The sequence below is a fragment of the Streptomyces sp. NPDC015532 genome (genome assembly GCF_043078065.1).
Lineage (GTDB): Bacteria > Actinomycetota > Actinomycetes > Streptomycetales > Streptomycetaceae > Streptomyces.
Map to the genome: position 1 here is coordinate 65,064 of NZ_JBIBSY010000012.1, position 16,700 is coordinate 81,763.

Sequence of the window (16,700 nt, forward strand, 5' to 3'; positions counted from 1 at the left end):
CCACTCGCCCCGATCCGGTCCCGCCCCGATCCGGTCCCGCCGTCCCGTCGAGGAGTTTCCGTGTCCCCTCCATCCGCTGTCCCGGACGCCCGGGAGACGCCCGCCTCTGACGACCCACCCGAGCCGCACACCGATGACGCGGCCAGGCCGGAACGGCGGCCTGCCGCGCCGGGACGGCGGTCTGCCGTGTCAGGACGGTGTCCTGTCGCGCCGGGACGGGTGCCGCGACCGTCCGGCGCGGCCGCGCTCCGCCGTCCACGGCACCGTCCCCGGACGCTTTCACCAGCCTCGATCCCCCATCCCGCGCCCGCCATGATCACGGCGTCGGTTCCGGACTTGATCGCTCGGTTGTCAGTGGCGCCCCGTAGGCTGGCAGCGCTATGACAAAGCCCTCACTCCCCGAACTCCTGCATGCTGCCGTCACCGCTGTCGGCGGCACGGAGCGCCCCGGCCAGGTGACGATGGCCGAATCCGTCGCCGCCGCCATCGACGACAATTCCCACCTCCTGATCCAGGCGGGCACCGGCACCGGAAAGTCGCTCGGCTATCTGGTGCCCGCGCTCGCGCACGGTGAGCGGGTGGTCGTGGCCACCGCCACCCTGGCGCTCCAGCGCCAGCTCGTGGAGCGGGACCTGCCGCGCACCGTCGACGCGCTGCACCCGCTGCTGCGGCGCCGCCCCGAGTTCGCGATGCTGAAGGGCCGGTCGAACTACCTGTGCCTGCACCGCCTGCACGAGGGCGTGCCGCAGGACGAGGAAGAGGGCCTCTTCGACCCGTTCGAGGCCGCCGCGCCCACCAGCAAGCTGGGACAGGACCTGCTGCGGCTGCGCGACTGGTCGGACGAGACCGAGACCGGTGACCGGGACGACCTCACACCCGGTGTCTCCGACCGGGCCTGGGGCCAGGTGTCGGTGTCCTCCCGGGAATGCCTCGGCGCCACGAAATGCGCCTACGGAGCGGAGTGCTTCGCCGAGATGTCCCGCGAGCGGGCCAAGCTCGCCGAGGTCGTCGTCACCAACCACGCGCTGCTCGCGATCGACGCCATCGAGGGCGCGCCGGTCCTGCCGCAGCACGAGGTGCTGATCGTCGACGAGGCCCACGAGCTGGTCTCCCGGGTCACCGGCGTCGCCACCGGCGAGCTCACACCGGGACAGGTCAACCGTGCCGTGCGCCGCTCCGCCAAGCTCGTCAACGAAAAGGCCGCCGACCAGCTCCAGACCGCCGCCGAGGGCTTCGAACGCCTGATGGAGCTGGCTCTGCCGGGCCGCCTGGAGGAGATCCCCGAGGACCTCGGATACGCGCTGATGGCGCTGCGCGACGCCGCACGGACGGTGATCACCGCCCTGGGGTCCACCCGCGACAAGTCCGTCCAGGACGAGGACGCCGTACGCAAGCAGGCCCTGGCGTCCGTCGAGGCCGTGCACTCCGTGGCGGAGCGCATCGCCAACGGCTCCGAGTGGGACGTCGTCTGGTACGAGCGTCACGACCGTTTCGGAGCCTCGCTCCGGGTCGCTCCGATGAACGTGTCCGGGCTCCTCAGGGAGAAGCTGTTCGCCGACCGCTCGGTCGTCCTGACGTCCGCGACCCTCAAGCTCGGCGGCGACTTCAACGGCGTGGGAGCGTCGATGGGGCTCGCCCCCGAAGGCACCGAGGGCGAGGACCTCCCCCAGTGGAAGGGCGTCGACGTCGGCTCGCCCTTCGACTACCCCCGGCAGGGCATCCTGTACGTCGCCCGGCATCTCTCGCGCCCCGCGCGGGACGCCGACCGAGGGGACATGCTCGACGAGCTCACCGAGCTGATCCAGGCCGCCGGCGGCCGTACGCTCGGTCTGTTCTCCTCGATGCGCGCGGCCCAGCTCGCGGCGGAGGAACTGCGGACCCGCATCCCCGAGTACCCGATCCTGCTCCAGGGCGAGGAGACGCTCGGCGAGCTGATCAAGAACTTCTCGGCCGACCCGAAAACCTGTCTGTTCGGCACGCTCTCGCTCTGGCAGGGCGTGGACGTGCCGGGCCCCAGCTGTCAGCTGGTCGTCATGGACAAGATTCCCTTCCCGCGCCCCGACGACCCGCTGATGAGCGCACGCCAGAAAGCGGTCGAGGAGAACGGGGGGAACGGCTTCATGGCCGTCGCCGCCACCCACGCCGCGCTCCTCATGGCCCAGGGCGCCGGGCGTCTCGTCCGCGCCTCGGGGGACCGGGGGGTCGTCGCCGTGCTGGACCAGCGACTGGCCACGGCCCGCTACGGCAGTTATCTGAAGGCCTCGCTCCCCGGCTTCTGGTACACCACCGACCCGAACCAGGTCCGTCGATCCCTCGCGGCGATCGACGAGAAGGCCCGGATGACCGAAGAGGCGGCGGCGCGAGCCGACGACGCGGCAGTCCAGGCGGACGAGACCGAGATCGAGGCGGAGGACGCGTAGCGCGCCTCCGCGGGTCCGTCCGGCCGCCCGGTGACCGGACGGGACCGGCGGGCGAACGAACAGGACCCCGGAACCGGCGCAGTTGGTTCCGGGGCCCGGTCAGGGGCGGGGGCGGTGGACCGCCCGTCGCGGTGTCACACCCGGCGCAGCACGGCGACGACCTTTCCGAGGATGGTCGCCTCGTCGCCGGGGATCGGCTGGTACGCCGAGTTGTGCGGCAGCAGCCACACGTGTCCGTCCTCGCGCTTGAATCGCTTCACCGTGGCTTCGCCGTCCAGCATCGCGGCGACGATGTCGCCGTTCTCGGCGACCGGCTGGCGGCGGACCGTCACCCAGTCCCCGTCGCAGATGGCGGCCTCGATCATCGAGTCACCGACGACCTTGAGGACGAACAGCTCCCCGTCGCCGACGAGCTGGCGGGGGAGAGGGAACACGTCCTCCACCGACTCCTCGGCGAGGATCGGGCCACCGGCGGCGATCCGGCCGACGAGCGGCACATAGGACGCGGCCGGCTTGCCGGCCGTGTCCGTCGGCTGCACCGACGACTGGTCGGAGCCCCGTACCTCGTAGGCGCGCGGGCGGTGCGGGTCTCGCCGCAGGAAGCCCTTGCGCTCCAATGCCATCAGCTGATGTGCGACGGAGGAGGTGCTGGAAAGGCCGACGGCCTGCCCGATCTCCCGCATCGACGGCGGGTAGCCGCGCCGCTGCACGGAGTCCCGGATCACCTCGATCACCCGGCGCTGCCGGTCCGTGAGTCCCGAGCTGTCGGCCCGGATGCCTGGAGGTCGGCCAGGCAAGGAGCGCTTTGGCCCCTCATGATTCGCGGCTTCGTTCATCACATGCACCGGCTCGAGTCGGCCCTGGGAGCGGTCCTGGGCGGTGATGGTGGCGCTGTCTGCGGTCGTGGTCACGTCGGCCCCTCTCGATGGTCTCCCTGCTGGACAACGGTAGTTGCTTTCGAAAGGTTGCGCCAAACACACGTTCGAGTGAAAAACCGCGAATTGCCTGACGTGGGCATGTGTCCGGGTGTATGGCTGGGCGATGTGCGTGACGGGTGAAAGGGTCCGTCGCTGTACCCTTCACCGCCGGAGGCGGCGGCCGTACCGGCTGACCTGGGCCGCCGTCCAGTCTGCCATCCGCCGGCCGAACGGCCGGGAAGCGGCCCTCTTCCGTGTGCCGCCCACGCTATCCCCGTGTGTCCGGGATGGGTATGCCTGTGCGGCACGTGCCCTTACGTGTACGACACGCGCGTCGTGGGCGAATTCACGAGCCGATCCCCACATCTAGTGGTTGGATTGCCAAGGCATCCCAGAAGTTGTGGTCCCCCGGGTCTCAGGACCCTCGGGCATCGCCTATGCTTGAGGCTGCTTCGAGGGACCGGTGAGGTCTCGCGAGGTCCCTGAGTCGTGCTGTGAAGGAGGGTTGGAGCCATGCACTGCCCCTTCTGCAGGCACCCGGACAGCCGCGTCGTCGACAGTCGTACGACCGACGACGGCACGTCGATCCGCAGGCGCCGCCAGTGCCCCGACTGCTCCCGTCGTTTCACGACCGTGGAGACGTGCTCGCTGATGGTGGTGAAGCGCTCCGGTGTGACCGAGCCCTTCAGCCGCATCAAGGTCATCAACGGCGTGCGCAAGGCGTGCCAGGGGCGGCCCGTCACCGAGGACGCGCTCGCCCAGCTCGGCCAGCGGGTCGAAGAGGCCGTGCGAGCCACCGGAAGCGCCGAGCTGACCACCCACGACGTGGGGCTGGCCATACTCGGACCCTTGCAGGAACTCGACCTCGTGGCCTACATGAGGTTCGCGTCCGTGTACCGGGCCTTCGACTCGCTCGACGACTTCGAAGCCGCCATCGCGGAACTCAGGCAGGTGAATCAGCGCCCCGCCGAGGACGACGACGTCCCGGACGCGGTGCGCCAGGAGACCGACCGCGGGCGCGGCGGAACCGTGGAGGTTCCCGTGCCCGCCACCGCCGCCGACTGACCGAGGGCCGGACCCTCAGGGACGTCCGGCCCCGCCCACGGGCGGCGACCACAGACCTGCTGCGTCAGGCCGCGTCAGCGGCACCCGCAGCATCAGACACAGACGGTGCCACGGGAAGTTCGCGGCACTTCAGCGCGTTTTAGCCTGTTACTGGGAGGCGGCATGACAGAGACGGCGAGCGGTCCGGCACGAGGTTCCCGCGCGAAGAGCGGAGCCAAGGCCAGCAAGGGACTGCGCATCGAGCGCATTCACACCACCCCCGGCGTGCACCCGTACGACGAGGTGGAATGGGAGCGCCGTGACGTCGTCATGACCAACTGGCGCGACGGCTCGGTCAACTTCGAGCAGCGTGGCGTCGAGTTCCCCGGCTTCTGGTCGGTGAACGCGGTCAACATCGTCACCAGCAAGTACTTCCGCGGTGCCGTCGGCACCCCGCAGCGCGAGGTGAGCCTGAGGCAGCTCATCGACCGCATCGTGAAGACGTACCGGAAGGCCGGCGAGGACTTCAAGTACTTCGCTTCGCCCGCCGACGCCGAGATCTTCGAGCACGAGCTGGCGTACGCCCTCCTGCACCAGATCTTCAGCTTCAACAGCCCGGTCTGGTTCAACGTCGGGACCCCCCAGCCCCAGCAGGTCTCCGCCTGCTTCATCCTGGCCGTCGACGACTCCATGGAGTCGATCCTCGACTGGTACAAGGAAGAGGGCATGATCTTCAAGGGCGGCTCCGGTGCCGGCCTGAACCTCTCCCGCATCCGCTCCTCCAAGGAGCTCCTCTCCTCGGGCGGCAACGCCTCGGGTCCCGTCTCCTTCATGCGCGGTGCCGACGCCTCCGCAGGAACGATCAAGTCGGGCGGCGCCACCCGCCGCGCGGCCAAGATGGTCATCCTCGACGTCGACCACCCCGACATCGAGGACTTCATCGAGACCAAGGTGAAGGAAGAGGAGAAGATCCGCGCCCTGCGCGACGCGGGCTTCGACATGGACCTGGGCGGCGACGACATCACGTCCGTCCAGTACCAGAACGCCAACAACTCGGTCCGCGTGAACGACACGTTCATGAAGGCGGTCGAGGACGGCGGGAAGTTCGCTCTCACCTCGCGCATGACCGGAGAGGTCATCGAGGAGGTCGACGCCAAGTCGCTCTTCCGGAAGATGGCCGAGGCCGCCTGGGCCTGCGCCGACCCGGGCATCCAGTACGACGACACGATCAACCACTGGCACACGTGCCCGGAGTCCGGTCGTATCAACGGCTCGAACCCGTGCAGCGAGTACATGCACCTGGACAACACGTCCTGCAACCTCGCCTCGCTGAACCTGATGAAGTTCCTGAAGGACGACGGCAAGGGCCACCAGTCCTTCGACGTCGAGCGCTTCGCCCAGGTCGTCGAGCTGGTCATCACCGCGATGGACATCTCCATCTGCTTCGCCGACTTCCCGACCGAGAAGATCGGCGAGAACACCCGCGCCTTCCGTCAGCTCGGCATCGGCTACGCCAACCTCGGCGCCCTCCTGATGGCGACCGGCCACGCGTACGACTCCGACGGCGGCCGCGCGCTCGCCGGCGCCATCACCTCCCTGATGACCGGCAGGTCGTACAAGCGCTCCGCCGAGCTCGCCGCGGTCGTCGGCCCGTACGACGGCTACGCCCGCAACGCGCAGCCCCACCAGCGCGTCATGAAGCAGCACGCCGACGCCAACACCTCGGCCGTCCGTGTGGACGACCTGGACACCCCGATCTGGGCCGCCGCCACGGAGGCCTGGCAGGACGTGATCCGCCTCGGCGAGAAGAACGGCTTCCGCAACGCGCAGGCCTCCGTCATCGCCCCGACCGGCACCATCGGTCTCGCGATGTCCTGCGACACCACCGGCCTCGAGCCCGACCTCGCGCTGGTCAAGTTCAAGAAGCTGGTCGGCGGCGGCTCGATGCAGATCGTCAACGGCACCGTGCCGCAGGCCCTGCGCCGCCTGGGTTACCAGGAGGAGCAGATCGAGGCGGTCGTCGCCCACATCGCCGAGAACGGCAATGTCGTCGACGCCCCGGGCCTCAAGCACGAGCACTACGAGGTCTTCGACTGCGCCATGGGCGAGCGTTCCATCTCCGCGATGGGCCACGTCCGCATGATGGCCGCGATCCAGCCGTGGATCTCCGGCGCGCTCTCCAAGACGGTCAACCTGCCGGAGACGGCGACCGTCGAGGACGTCGAAGAGGTCTACTTCGAGGCGTGGAAGATGGGCGTCAAGGCGCTCGCGATCTACCGCGACAACTGCAAGGTCGGCCAGCCCCTCTCCGCCAAGACCAAGGAGAAGGAGAAGACCGAGGTCACGGCCAAGGCCGAGGAGACCATCCGTACCGCGGTCGAGAAGGTCGTCGAGTACCGCCCGGTCCGCAAGCGTCTGCCCAAGGGCCGTCCCGGCATCACCACGTCCTTCACGGTCGGCGGCGCCGAGGGCTACATGACCGCCAACTCCTACCCCGACGACGGTCTCGGCGAGGTCTTCCTGAAGATGTCGAAGCAGGGTTCCACCCTCGCGGGCATGATGGACGCCTTCTCGATCGCCGTCTCGGTCGGCCTCCAGTACGGCGTGCCGCTGGAGACGTACGTCTCGAAGTTCACCAACATGCGCTTCGAGCCGGCCGGCATGACGGACGACCCGGACGTGCGGATGGCGCAGTCGATCGTCGACTACATCTTCCGCCGCCTGGCGCTGGACTTCCTGCCCTTCGAGACGCGCTCCGCGCTCGGCATCCACTCCGCCGAGGAGCGTCAGCGTCACCTGGAGACGGGTTCCTACGAGCCCTCCGAAGACGAGCTCGACGTGGAGGGTCTGGCCCAGTCCGCGCCCCGCGCGCAGGAGCTGAAGGCCGTCGCCGCCCCCAAGGCCGTCGTGGCGGAGCCCGCCCCGAAGCAGGTCCACACCAGCGCCGAGCTGGTGGAGATGCAGCTGGGCATCCAGGCCGACGCCCCGCTCTGCTTCTCCTGCGGCACGAAGATGCAGCGGGCCGGGTCCTGCTACATCTGCGAGGGTTGCGGTTCGACCAGCGGTTGCAGCTGACACCGGGCGCCGGTCCGGCGAGCGGTCGCGGCTGACACCGAGCGCCTGTCGGGCGTGAACAGCTGATCAGGGCGGTGGAGCGAGCAGTCGGCTCCACCGCCCTCGGCGTTGCCGGCGGGTACCGCCGGGTCCGGAGGCGGATCCGGCGAAATTCGCCTTTCCCCCGAAACGATCAACGGCTAGTCTCCCTCCGCGCGCACGGAGCGCGCAGGGGGAGGGCGGGGGACATGGCCGACAGGGTGGCGGGATCGAGGAGAGGCCTGAACGCGGGGGTTCAGGCCGTCGCGGCGGTGGTGCTGGTCGCGGGCGTCACGGGGGGCATATGGGGGCTTTCGGGGGCTCTTCCGAACAACAACGGCACGGGCGACCCGGTCAGGTGCTCCGACCGGGTCGGCACCCCGCCGCCGAAGCGCGTCTCCGGTGAGCAGCTGTGCCAGGCACTCAACCGCGCGGACCTGCCGGCCCTCCTCGGGACGCCCGACGAGCGCGCGCGGACGGCCGACGGCCACGACAGCTGGATCACCCTCGACGGCGGCACCAGGATCGCCAGCCCGGAAGCGAACGTCACGCTGAAGACGTACTCCGTGAAGCTGTCGGCCTCCGACGACCGGCTCTCCGTCTCCCAGGGTCTCGATCTGCTGCCGAAGGCGGAGCCGAGGCAGATCCTGGGCCACCCGGCGGTCCTCTACTCGGACCGGACGATCGCCCTCACCTTCGGCTCCGGCAAGGCCGAGAGCGGCCCCGGCGGCATCGCCCGCAGTCTGCTGGTCGCCAAGGACCCGAAGGACGGCGGCGGTTCGTTCGAGATCGCCATCTGGCGTCAGGACGACGTGGTGCCCGACGACGCGGCGCTGTTCCGCGTCGCCGAGCTGGTGCTGCCGACGGTCCCGGGCTGGAAGACCGGCTGAACACCCGGCGCCCGGCGAGCGCGGAACCGACGGCCGGCACAGCGCGGACGCGAAGACACCGGGCTGTGCCTCACGCCTCCTGCGGGCTGCCCATGACCCGCGCGAAGGTCGCCGGATCGGTGTCGAAGCCGTGGATGCCCGGGTGGAACGTCCATTCCCCGGAGTGGTCGCGCACGAACTCCCCGATGGTCGCCGCCGTCGAGCCCAGGACGTCGCCGAAGTCGCCCTCGGTCAGGACGGTGTAGCCCTCGCGCAGGCGGAAAGCGGGGTTGAGGACACCGACGAAGGTCCTGGACTCGGTGCGCTGCTGGATGAGGACACCGACGACCACGCGCCCGTAACGGCTGTCCAGGCGATCGAGTTCCAGGGTCATGACCTCGTCCCAGCCGAAGCCCTTGCCGTCCTTGCTGTCGCGGTCCAGATAGATGGTGCCGTCCGGAGAACGGCTGCCGAAATACACTACGTAGTCCGGGTTTCCATGTGGCGCGGACGCCAGATACGTCGCCGCGACGATGTCGAGATCGGTCGCGGGCTCACCCGCGGGACTGGGATCCCACTTGATCGCCAACTCGGCTTTGCGGATTCCCTTGTTGAGACCGTTCACCGGATGTCCCCTCCCCGTTCCTCAACAGCGGCCAAACCAACTCCCCTGAGAGTAGGGCCGGTTGTCCATCGTGCCATGCACGCCGGGGCGTGCGCCCGGATCCACTCCGCCCGAGCGTGACCGGCGCCACGTTCCGGGGCCTTACGATGGCGCGGTGCTGGTCAAGTGGATTCGCTGCACCGTGGTCGACCGCCGCGGTTTCGAACGGGGGCAGCGAAAGTGGGCGGGGCTTCTGGGAGAGCCGGGATTCCGGGGACAGGGCGGAGGATGGAGCGCGGGACGGTCCGGAGTCGCTCACATCTTCTCCTTCTGGGAGAGCCGCGCCTTCTACGACTCCTTCATGGCCCGGTCCCATGACCGGCTCGCCGCATCGCAGTCGGGCACGTTCAAGGACTCCCAGGTCAAGCTGTTCGACTACCGCTTCGACGTGAAGACGGGCTTCGAGCCGCGCTTCACGGACTCCGACGTGGTCCGGGTCGCGCACTGCCGTGTCCACGAGGAGCGCGCGGAACACTTCGCGCTCATGCAGGAGAAGGTCTGGAACCCGGCGATGGCCGGTTCGCCCGGCATGATCCGGGGCATGTTCGGCGAGGCGCCCGGCAGCGAGTTCCTGGTCCTGTCCATGTGGAGGTCGGCCGCCGAGCACGGCAAATACCGCGCCGAGCGGCTGGAGAGGCTCGCGCTGCGCGCCCAGCTGGACGCCGACATAGCCGCCCTCGCGGGGGACGTCGTACAGCTGGAACCCGGCTGGATCGTCTGACGGCACCCTCCCGCCGGGCGAACTGATGTGCGGGAACGGTGTGACCTGCGCCTTATGAGAGCGTACGACCGCTCGAACTGCGCCGGCACGATCTAGGGTTTTGGCATGGCACGACCACGGCGCATCGTCCTTGTCCGGCACGGCGAGTCGGTGGGCAACGCCGACGACACCGTGTACGAACGCGAGCCCGACCACGCTCTGGCGCTCACGGAGACGGGGTGGCAGCAGGCGGAGAACACCGGCAAACAGCTGCGCGAACTCTTCGGAGGGGAGCGCGTAAGCGTTTACGTCTCGCCCTACCGTCGTACCCACGAGACGTTCCAGGCGTTCCACCTCGACCCCGGGCTCGTCCGGGTGCGCGAGGAACCGCGACTGCGCGAGCAGGACTGGGGCAACTGGCAGGACCGTGACGACGTACGTCTTCAGAAGGCGTATCGCGACGCGTACGGGCACTTCTTCTACCGGTTCGCGCAGGGCGAGTCGGGCGCCGACGTGTACGACCGGGTCGGCGGCTTCCTGGAGAGCCTGTACCGGAGCTTCGAGGCCCCCGACCACCCGCCGAACGTGCTCCTGGTGACCCATGGCCTGGCCATGCGGCTGTTCTGCATGCGCTGGTTCCACTGGTCGGTCGCCGAGTTCGAATCGCTCGCCAACCCGGGGAACGCGGAGGTGAGGATGCTCGTTCTGGGGGAGGACGGCCGCTACACCCTCGACCGTTCCTTCGAGCAGTGGCGTGATCCGGAAATCGTACGGAGCCACCGGATAGAGTGGCAGGGCGATGATCGCTGACTCCTCTCCCGACGGGCGCTTCGAGCGCGCCCTCGCCAGCCTGCGCGGAATCGCGGTGGGAGACGCGCTGGGCTCGCAGTTCTTCGTGCCCGCGAACTACCCGCTGCTCAAGCGCCGAGAGCTGCCGCCCCGACCCTGGCAGTGGACCGACGACACCGAGATGGCCTGCTCCGTGGTCGCCGTCCTGGCCACGCACCACCGCGTCGACCAGGACGCGCTGGCGCACTCCTTCGCCCACCACCACGACTTCGACCGGGGCTACGGCCCGGCGGTCAACCGGCTGCTGCGGCTGATCCGGGAGGGCGGAGACTGGCGCGAGCTCGCGTCGGCCCTCTTCAAGGGGCAGGGCTCCTGGGGCAACGGCGCCGCGATGCGGATCGCCCCGCTGGGCGCCTGGTACGCCGACGACCCGGAGCAGGCGACCCACCAGGCGGAGATCTCCGCCTATCCGACGCACCAGCACCGCGAGGCCGTGGTGGGCGCCATGGCCGTCGCCGCGGCCGCCGCGCTGGCCGCTGATCCGGCGGGCCCGCCCAGCGCCGAGGCGCTGCTGGACGGCGTCATCGCGCTCGTACCGCGCAGCGCGGTGGGGGCCGGGCTGAGGCGCGCCCGCGACATGCTCGACTACGGGGACGCCGCGACCGTGGCCGCCGTGCTCGGCTGCGGCCGGCGTACGTCGGCGCACGACACCGTGCCCTTCGCCCTGTGGTCCGCGGCCCGCGCCCTCGGTGACTACGAAGAGGGCTTCTGGACCACCGCCCAGGTCGGTGGCGACGTGGACACGACGTGCTCCATCGTGGGCGGCGTGGTCGCCGCCTCCGGGAAGGCGGGAGCGCCCCCGGCGGCATGGCTGGACGCCACGGAGACGCTGCCGGAATGGCTGCCGGGCCTCCCGTCCCGGAGTGGCGCGGGCGGCGCGTAGGACGCACGGCAGGGGGGCTCCTGGGCCCTTGGCCGCGGGAGGGCCGCGCGCACCCTGGGCGCGGAGGGGTGCTGGGCTGTGTCACAGGCTTGCTACAGCGCCGCAGCGCCCTCGTGGACCGCTTTGCCCCCGGCTACCGTGTGCGCCACGCCGCCCGTTGATCATGGCGGGCGTGTGCCGACGAAACACCGGCCGACAGCCTCCCCGCCCCAGTGGCGCAGTCAGGGCTGCCCGGTGACCGGCTGGGAGGGGATCCCTTGTCCGACATACCGTCCACGCCCGAGCCAGTGGAGCCCGTAGAGGGGGCATCGGCGCAGCGGAAGAGCCCGGAGGCGGGCGCGGGGAGTCCGGGAGCCGGGTCCCGGCCCGCGCGGACACCGGATTCCGCGGACTCCACGGGCCCGGCCGAACCGGGACCCACGGTGCGGCGACCGGAATCCGGTTCGGACGCGCCGGCGAAGCCGGCCGAACCGGGGGGTGCGGGTGACTCCGGGGGCGGAGACGTGCCCGGGGGTGCGGGCGCATCCGAGGGCGGGGATGTGCCCGGGGGTGCGGACGCGCCGGGGGATGTGGACGAGCCTGAAGGCGGGGCCGAACGGGAGGGTGCGGGCGCATCCGAGGGTGCGGATGTGTCCAGGGGTGTGGACGGACCCGGTGGTTCGGACGCCTCCAGTGGTGACGAGGTGACCGGCGGCGGGCAGGAGCAGGGCGCGCGGGCCTCGTCCGAGCGGGTGGCCGGGGCCGGCGGCCGATCGCGGTCCCATGCCTCGCGATCGCCGCAGGCGAGGACCGGTAGGCCGGCCCCGTCGGCCGCCCCCGACCTGTGGTCACCGGAGCTGTGGGCCACGGCGCCCGCCCCGGTGCGTACACCCACGCTGTGGGCCGTGCTCGCGACCGGTGTGCTGAGCATGCTGCTCCTCGACGGCGGTCTGGCGATCAACCTTCTGCTGGTCGCGATCCCGGCGGCGCTCGCCGCGTACTTCGCGGGCCGGGACGCGGGGCGCCGCACGCGCGCGTGGAGCGTGGTCTGGGGCGTCGGCGGTATCGGTCTGCTGGCCGTGCCCGCTCTGCGGGACGCGGACTGGCCGTCGTTCCTGGCGGTCGCGACGGCGATCGGGCTCGGCTCGCTCGCGCTCAACGGCGGCCGCACCTGGCCCGCGGTCCTGCTCGGTCCCGTCGGCGTCGTCAACTCGGTGGTCACGGGCGTCGCCTGGGGCTGGCGCGGACTGCGGGAACGATTCGGCGGAGCCCGTCGGGGGCTGGGCGTCGGGCTCCGCGCGTTCGTGGTGAGCGCCGTCCTGCTGCTCGTCTTCGGGGCGTTGTTCGCCGGAGCCGACGCCGCCTTCGCCGATCTGCTCGGCGAACTGGTGCCGGACACCTCGGTCACCGGTGGACCCTGGCGTGTGGTGCTTCTGGTGTCGGGCCTGGTCGTGGCAGTGGCCGTGGCCCACACGGCGGCCGCACCGGTGCGACTGGACCGGGTCGTGGTGCGGCCCGGCCGCCCGCGCAACCGTGTCGAGTGGGCCCTTCCGCTGATCGTGCTCACCGTGCTCTTCGCGGCCTTCAACGCGGTGCAGCTCGTCGTGCTCCTCGGCGGTTACGACGCCGTGCTGAAGAAGACCGGCCAGTCGTACGCCGAGTACGCGCGCCAGGGTTTCTGGCAGCTGCTGTTCGTCACGCTGCTGACCCTGCTCGTCGTGGTGTTCGCGCTGCGCTGGGCACCGCGGGACGGCGCCGGCGACCGGACGCTGGTGCGGGCTGTGCTGGGAACCCTCTGCGGCCTGGCGCTCGTTGTCGTGGCATCCGCCGTGCGACGTATGGACATGTATGTGGAGGCCTATGGGCTGACGCGACTGAGGATCTCGGTGCTGGCCGGGGAGCTGTGGCTGGGCCTGGTCATCGTGCTCATCATGGCGGCCGGTGTGTGGGGCGCCCGTTGGCTGCCCCGCGCCGTCGCGGCCAGCGCTGCGGCCGGCGTCCTCGCGTTCGGGCTGATGTCGCCCGACAGCCTCATCGCCGAGAAGAACGTCCAGCGGTACGAGGACACGGGCAAGTTCGACATCCTGTACGCCCGCGATCTGTCGGCCGACGCCGTACCCGCCCTCGACAAGCTCAAGGAGCCGATACGTTCCTGCGTGCTGAGACCGATCGCCGACGAACTGGGTCAGGACGACGCGCCCTGGTACGCGACCAGTTGGGGTGAGGCCCGGGCCTGGGACATCCTCCGGGACCACCCGCCCGCCGAGTCCATCAGCGAGAGTGAGTGCAACTCGTTGACGGAGTTCCCCGAGTACCGCTGATCGCGTTGCTCCGGCGCGTCCACGTCAGTGTCCACGTCCACGTCGAGGTCCATGGGTCTGGTCACCGGCTTCGTGTCGCGGACGGCCGGACCGCGGTCACCCGGGTCTACCTGACCCGGACCACGGTCCGGCCCGCGGGGCCGTCGCCGGCCGCCCCTCGGCCCGCGGCCGGTCCCGCCGTACCGGCGAGAGCGTCCAGGTCGCTCTTGCGGACCTTGATCACCAGTGTCGCGGTGGTCAGGGCCAGCAGAGCCATTCCCACCGCCGGTATGAAGGCGGTCGAAATGCCGTGGGCGAGCACGTCGTGACCCCAAGGGGCGGGCAGCTGCTGGGTCTTGGCGAACTCCGCCTTCTGCTCGGCCGAGCCGTCCGCCAGGAACTTCGGTACCTGCTTCTGCGCCTCGTCGCGGCTGGCCGTGCCGAAGACCGTGGTGAGGATGGAGAGGCCGAGCGAACCGCCCACCTGCTGCGTGACGTTGAGCAGGCCGGAGGCCGCCCCCGCCTCGTGCTGGGCGACACCGGAGACGGCGGTGACCGTCAGCGTCACGAAGTTCAGGCCCATGCCGAAGCCGAACAGCAGCATCGGGCCGAGGACTCCGCCGGCGTAGGAGTCGTCGGGGCCGATGAAGGTCAGCCAGCCGAGTCCGAGGGCGACGAGTGACGAGCCGGTGACCATGAACGGCTTGGGGCCGAGCACCGGCAGGAAGCGCTGCGACAGACCCGCGCCGACCGCGATCGCGACCGTCACCGGGAGGAAGGCCACACCGGCCGAGATCGGGGTGTACCCCAACACGTTCTGCACGAAGAGCACGATGTAGAAGAACATGCCGAACATCGCGGCGGCGAGGCTCAGCATGATCAGATACGTGCCCGAACGGTTGCGGTCGGCGAACATCCTCAGCGGGGTGATGGGTTCCCTCGCGCGCGTCTCGATGATCCCGAAGGCCAGCAGCAGGGCCGCGGCCGCGGCGAACGAACCGATCGTGAGACCGTCCCGCCAGCCGTACTCCGCCGAGCGGATGAAGCCGTAGACCAGGGACGCCATGCCGGCCGTCGAGGTGAAGGCACCCGCGAAGTCGAAGCGTCCCGGGTGGCGCTGGGACTCGTTGATGTACAGCGGCGCGAGAACGGCGATCAGGATGCCGATGGGCACGTTGACGAAGAGGACCCATCGCCAGTCGAGCCACTCCGTGAGCATGCCTCCGGCGAGCAGGCCGATGGCGCCGCCGCCGGCCGAGACCGTCGCGAAGACCGCGAACGCCCGGTTCCGCTCCGGGCCCTCGGGGAAGGTCGTCGTGATCAGGGCCAGCGACGTCGGCGAGGCGATCGCGCCACCCATGCCCTGAAGGGCCCGAGCCGCCAGCAACTGCCAGGGCTCCTGGGCGAGTCCGCCGAGCAGCGAGGCGAAGGTGAACAGCAGGATGCCGGTCATGAAGACCCGGCGCCGGCCGAGGATGTCGCCCGCCCGCGCGCCGAGAAGCAGCAGGCCACCGAAGGTGAGGGTGTAGGAGCTGATCACCCATGTCAGGTCGGTGGTGCTGAAATTGAGGGCGTCTTGAATGTGCGGGAGTGCGATGTTCACAATCGTCGCGTCGAGTACCACCATGAGTTGGCAGGCCGCGATGACGGTGAGTGCGATGCCGGGATGTCCCTCCCGGCGGGCCGCTCCCGGTTCGCTGTCCTTAATCAACTGAGAGGTTGTCACTATGCTTCCCCCACAAGTGAGTTAGTGAACGCTCGCGTTCACTTGCACGTCAACGGTAGTGACTCCCCGTCAGTGAACGCAAGCGTTCACTGAAGTCGCTGCCCGGTGGCGACGAGCCGGTCATCCGTCCCGCACGAAGGCCCGGCTCCCCGAATACCGCTCCCCCGTACGACGGAGACACTCTGATGGCTACTTCGCGTTGGACGGCCGCCCCCGCTCAGGCGCCCCCCTCGCGCCGGCGCGGCGCCGTGCTCGAGCGCGCGATCCTGGAAGCCGCGCTGGAACAGCTCGGCGCGGTCGGCTGGAACGGCCTCACCATGGAGGGGGTGGCCGCCGGGGCGCAGACCGGCAAGGCCGCGGTCTACCGCCGCTGGCCCTCGAAGGTTGACCTGGTCGCGGACGCGCTCCAGGCCGGACTGCCGGACCTGACCCGGGCTCCCGACCTCGGCAGTGTCCGGGAGGACCTGCTGGAGGTGTGCCGGCGGGTACGTGAGGCGATGTTCTCGCCGCCGGGAATCGCGCTTCGCTCGGTGCTTCACGAATGCGATGTGAGGCAGGCCGAACGCTTCAACCTCGTCATCCGCGGTGGGGTCGTCGAGCCCACCCTGCACCTGCTCCGCGAGGTCGTTCAGCGCGGGATCGAGCGGGGTGAGGTGCGTCCCGACGCGGCGAACTCGTATGTCTTCGACGCCGTCCCGGCGATGATGATGTACCGCTCCAAGGTGTGCGCGAGCGAATGGAGCGAGCTCGATCTCCAGGAGATGATCGACCAGATGATGGTCCCGCTGCTGTGCGTGCGGGCCGGCTGACGGGCCCGTGCGGGTTGGCCGACGGGTCTGCGCGGGTTGGCCGGCCGGTGTGCGCGGGCCGGCCGGTGTACGTGGGTTGGCCGGTGCACGTGGGTTGGCCGAGCGGCCTGCGCTGGCCGGTCGGCGGGTGTGCGCGGGCAGGTCGGCCGGCCTGGTTGGTGTGCGAGCGTCGGCCGGCCGGTGTTCGAGGGCCGGTCTGTCGGTCAGGGAGGGTCGGCCGGCGGCTGTCCGCGGACAGGTCGGGCGGGTGTGCGAGGGCTGGCCGGCTGGTTGGTGTGTGAGGGCCGGATGGTGAGTGCGCGCGGGCGGGCCGGCTTGTGTGTGGGGGCGGGACGGCTGGTCCGTGAGGGAGCTCCTGTCGGTTCGCGAGGGGTGGTCGGTCGGCGTGCGCGGGGCTGCTCCGGCGGCGCCGGGGAGGGCTTTCTGGCGGCCCGGGGACCTGGGTGT

General features: G+C 70.3%; 11 protein-coding genes and 1 pseudogene. 9 read left to right on the forward strand and 3 right to left on the reverse strand.

Annotation, left to right across the window (positions count from 1 at the left end; all coding sequences use genetic code 11):
* Positions 1 to 380 precede the first annotated feature (380 nt).
* Positions 381 to 2,420, forward strand: a complete 2,040-nt coding sequence (locus ACF07B_RS29925; protein ID WP_392181248.1) for an ATP-dependent DNA helicase — start codon at positions 381 to 383, stop codon at positions 2,418 to 2,420.
* 134 nt (positions 2,421 to 2,554) lie between these two features.
* On the opposite strand, the gene lexA is transcribed toward ACF07B_RS29925, so the two are convergent.
* Positions 2,555 to 3,331: a transcriptional repressor LexA gene (gene lexA, locus ACF07B_RS29930; protein ID WP_103549644.1), complete on the reverse strand. Its 777-nt coding sequence runs from the start codon at positions 3,329 to 3,331 to the stop codon at positions 2,555 to 2,557.
* A 519-nt stretch (positions 3,332 to 3,850) separates the two neighbouring features.
* Between lexA and nrdR the strand changes: the two genes are divergently transcribed.
* The 3 genes from nrdR (at position 3,851) to ACF07B_RS29945 (ending at position 8,364) form a co-directional block, all read left to right on the forward strand.
* Positions 3,851 to 4,402, forward strand: a complete 552-nt coding sequence (gene nrdR, locus ACF07B_RS29935) for a transcriptional regulator NrdR (RefSeq protein ID WP_362394681.1) — start codon at positions 3,851 to 3,853, stop codon at positions 4,400 to 4,402.
* Between the two features lie 162 nt (positions 4,403 to 4,564).
* Positions 4,565 to 7,456, forward strand: a complete 2,892-nt coding sequence (locus ACF07B_RS29940) for a vitamin B12-dependent ribonucleotide reductase (protein ID WP_392181249.1) — start codon at positions 4,565 to 4,567, stop codon at positions 7,454 to 7,456.
* A gap of 227 nt (positions 7,457 to 7,683) precedes the next feature.
* On the forward strand, positions 7,684 to 8,364 hold the full coding sequence (locus tag ACF07B_RS29945; RefSeq protein WP_392181250.1) for a DUF6215 domain-containing protein: 681 nt from the start codon (positions 7,684 to 7,686) through the stop codon (positions 8,362 to 8,364).
* Positions 8,365 to 8,434: 70 nt separating this feature from the next.
* Here ACF07B_RS29945 and ACF07B_RS29950 read toward each other — a convergent pair whose 3' ends face one another.
* Positions 8,435 to 8,968 (reverse strand): TerD family protein, encoded by a 534-nt coding sequence (locus ACF07B_RS29950; RefSeq protein WP_392181251.1) that lies wholly within the window; start codon positions 8,966 to 8,968, stop codon positions 8,435 to 8,437.
* A gap of 154 nt (positions 8,969 to 9,122) precedes the next feature.
* Here ACF07B_RS29950 and ACF07B_RS29955 point away from each other — a divergent pair, with 154 nt between their 5' ends.
* The 4 genes and pseudogenes from ACF07B_RS29955 (at position 9,123) to ACF07B_RS29970 (ending at position 13,739) form a co-directional block, all read left to right on the forward strand.
* Entirely contained in the window at positions 9,123 to 9,728 is a 606-nt protein-coding gene (locus ACF07B_RS29955; RefSeq protein ID WP_326785093.1) for a YdbC family protein, read from the forward strand.
* Between the two features lie 105 nt (positions 9,729 to 9,833).
* A pseudogene (locus tag ACF07B_RS29960) lies at positions 9,834 to 10,494 on the forward strand (histidine phosphatase family protein).
* A 12-nt stretch (positions 10,495 to 10,506) separates the two neighbouring features.
* Positions 10,507 to 11,439, forward strand: a complete 933-nt coding sequence (locus ACF07B_RS29965) for an ADP-ribosylglycohydrolase family protein (RefSeq protein ID WP_392181252.1) — start codon at positions 10,507 to 10,509, stop codon at positions 11,437 to 11,439.
* An 821-nt stretch (positions 11,440 to 12,260) separates the two neighbouring features.
* The gene (locus ACF07B_RS29970) at positions 12,261 to 13,739 is read left to right on the forward strand and encodes a DUF4153 domain-containing protein (RefSeq protein ID WP_392181377.1); all 1,479 of its coding nucleotides are present in this window, start codon (positions 12,261 to 12,263) and stop codon (positions 13,737 to 13,739) included.
* A gap of 106 nt (positions 13,740 to 13,845) precedes the next feature.
* Here the strand turns inward: ACF07B_RS29970 and ACF07B_RS29975 are convergent, their stop codons facing one another.
* Positions 13,846 to 15,444, reverse strand: coding sequence for an MFS transporter (locus ACF07B_RS29975; protein ID WP_392181253.1), 1,599 nt, complete (start codon positions 15,442 to 15,444; stop codon positions 13,846 to 13,848).
* 185 nt (positions 15,445 to 15,629) lie between these two features.
* Between ACF07B_RS29975 and ACF07B_RS29980 the strand changes: the two genes are divergently transcribed.
* The gene (locus tag ACF07B_RS29980; protein WP_384234066.1) at positions 15,630 to 16,253 is read left to right on the forward strand and encodes a TetR/AcrR family transcriptional regulator; all 624 of its coding nucleotides are present in this window, start codon (positions 15,630 to 15,632) and stop codon (positions 16,251 to 16,253) included.
* The last annotated feature ends 447 nt before the right edge of the window (positions 16,254 to 16,700 follow it).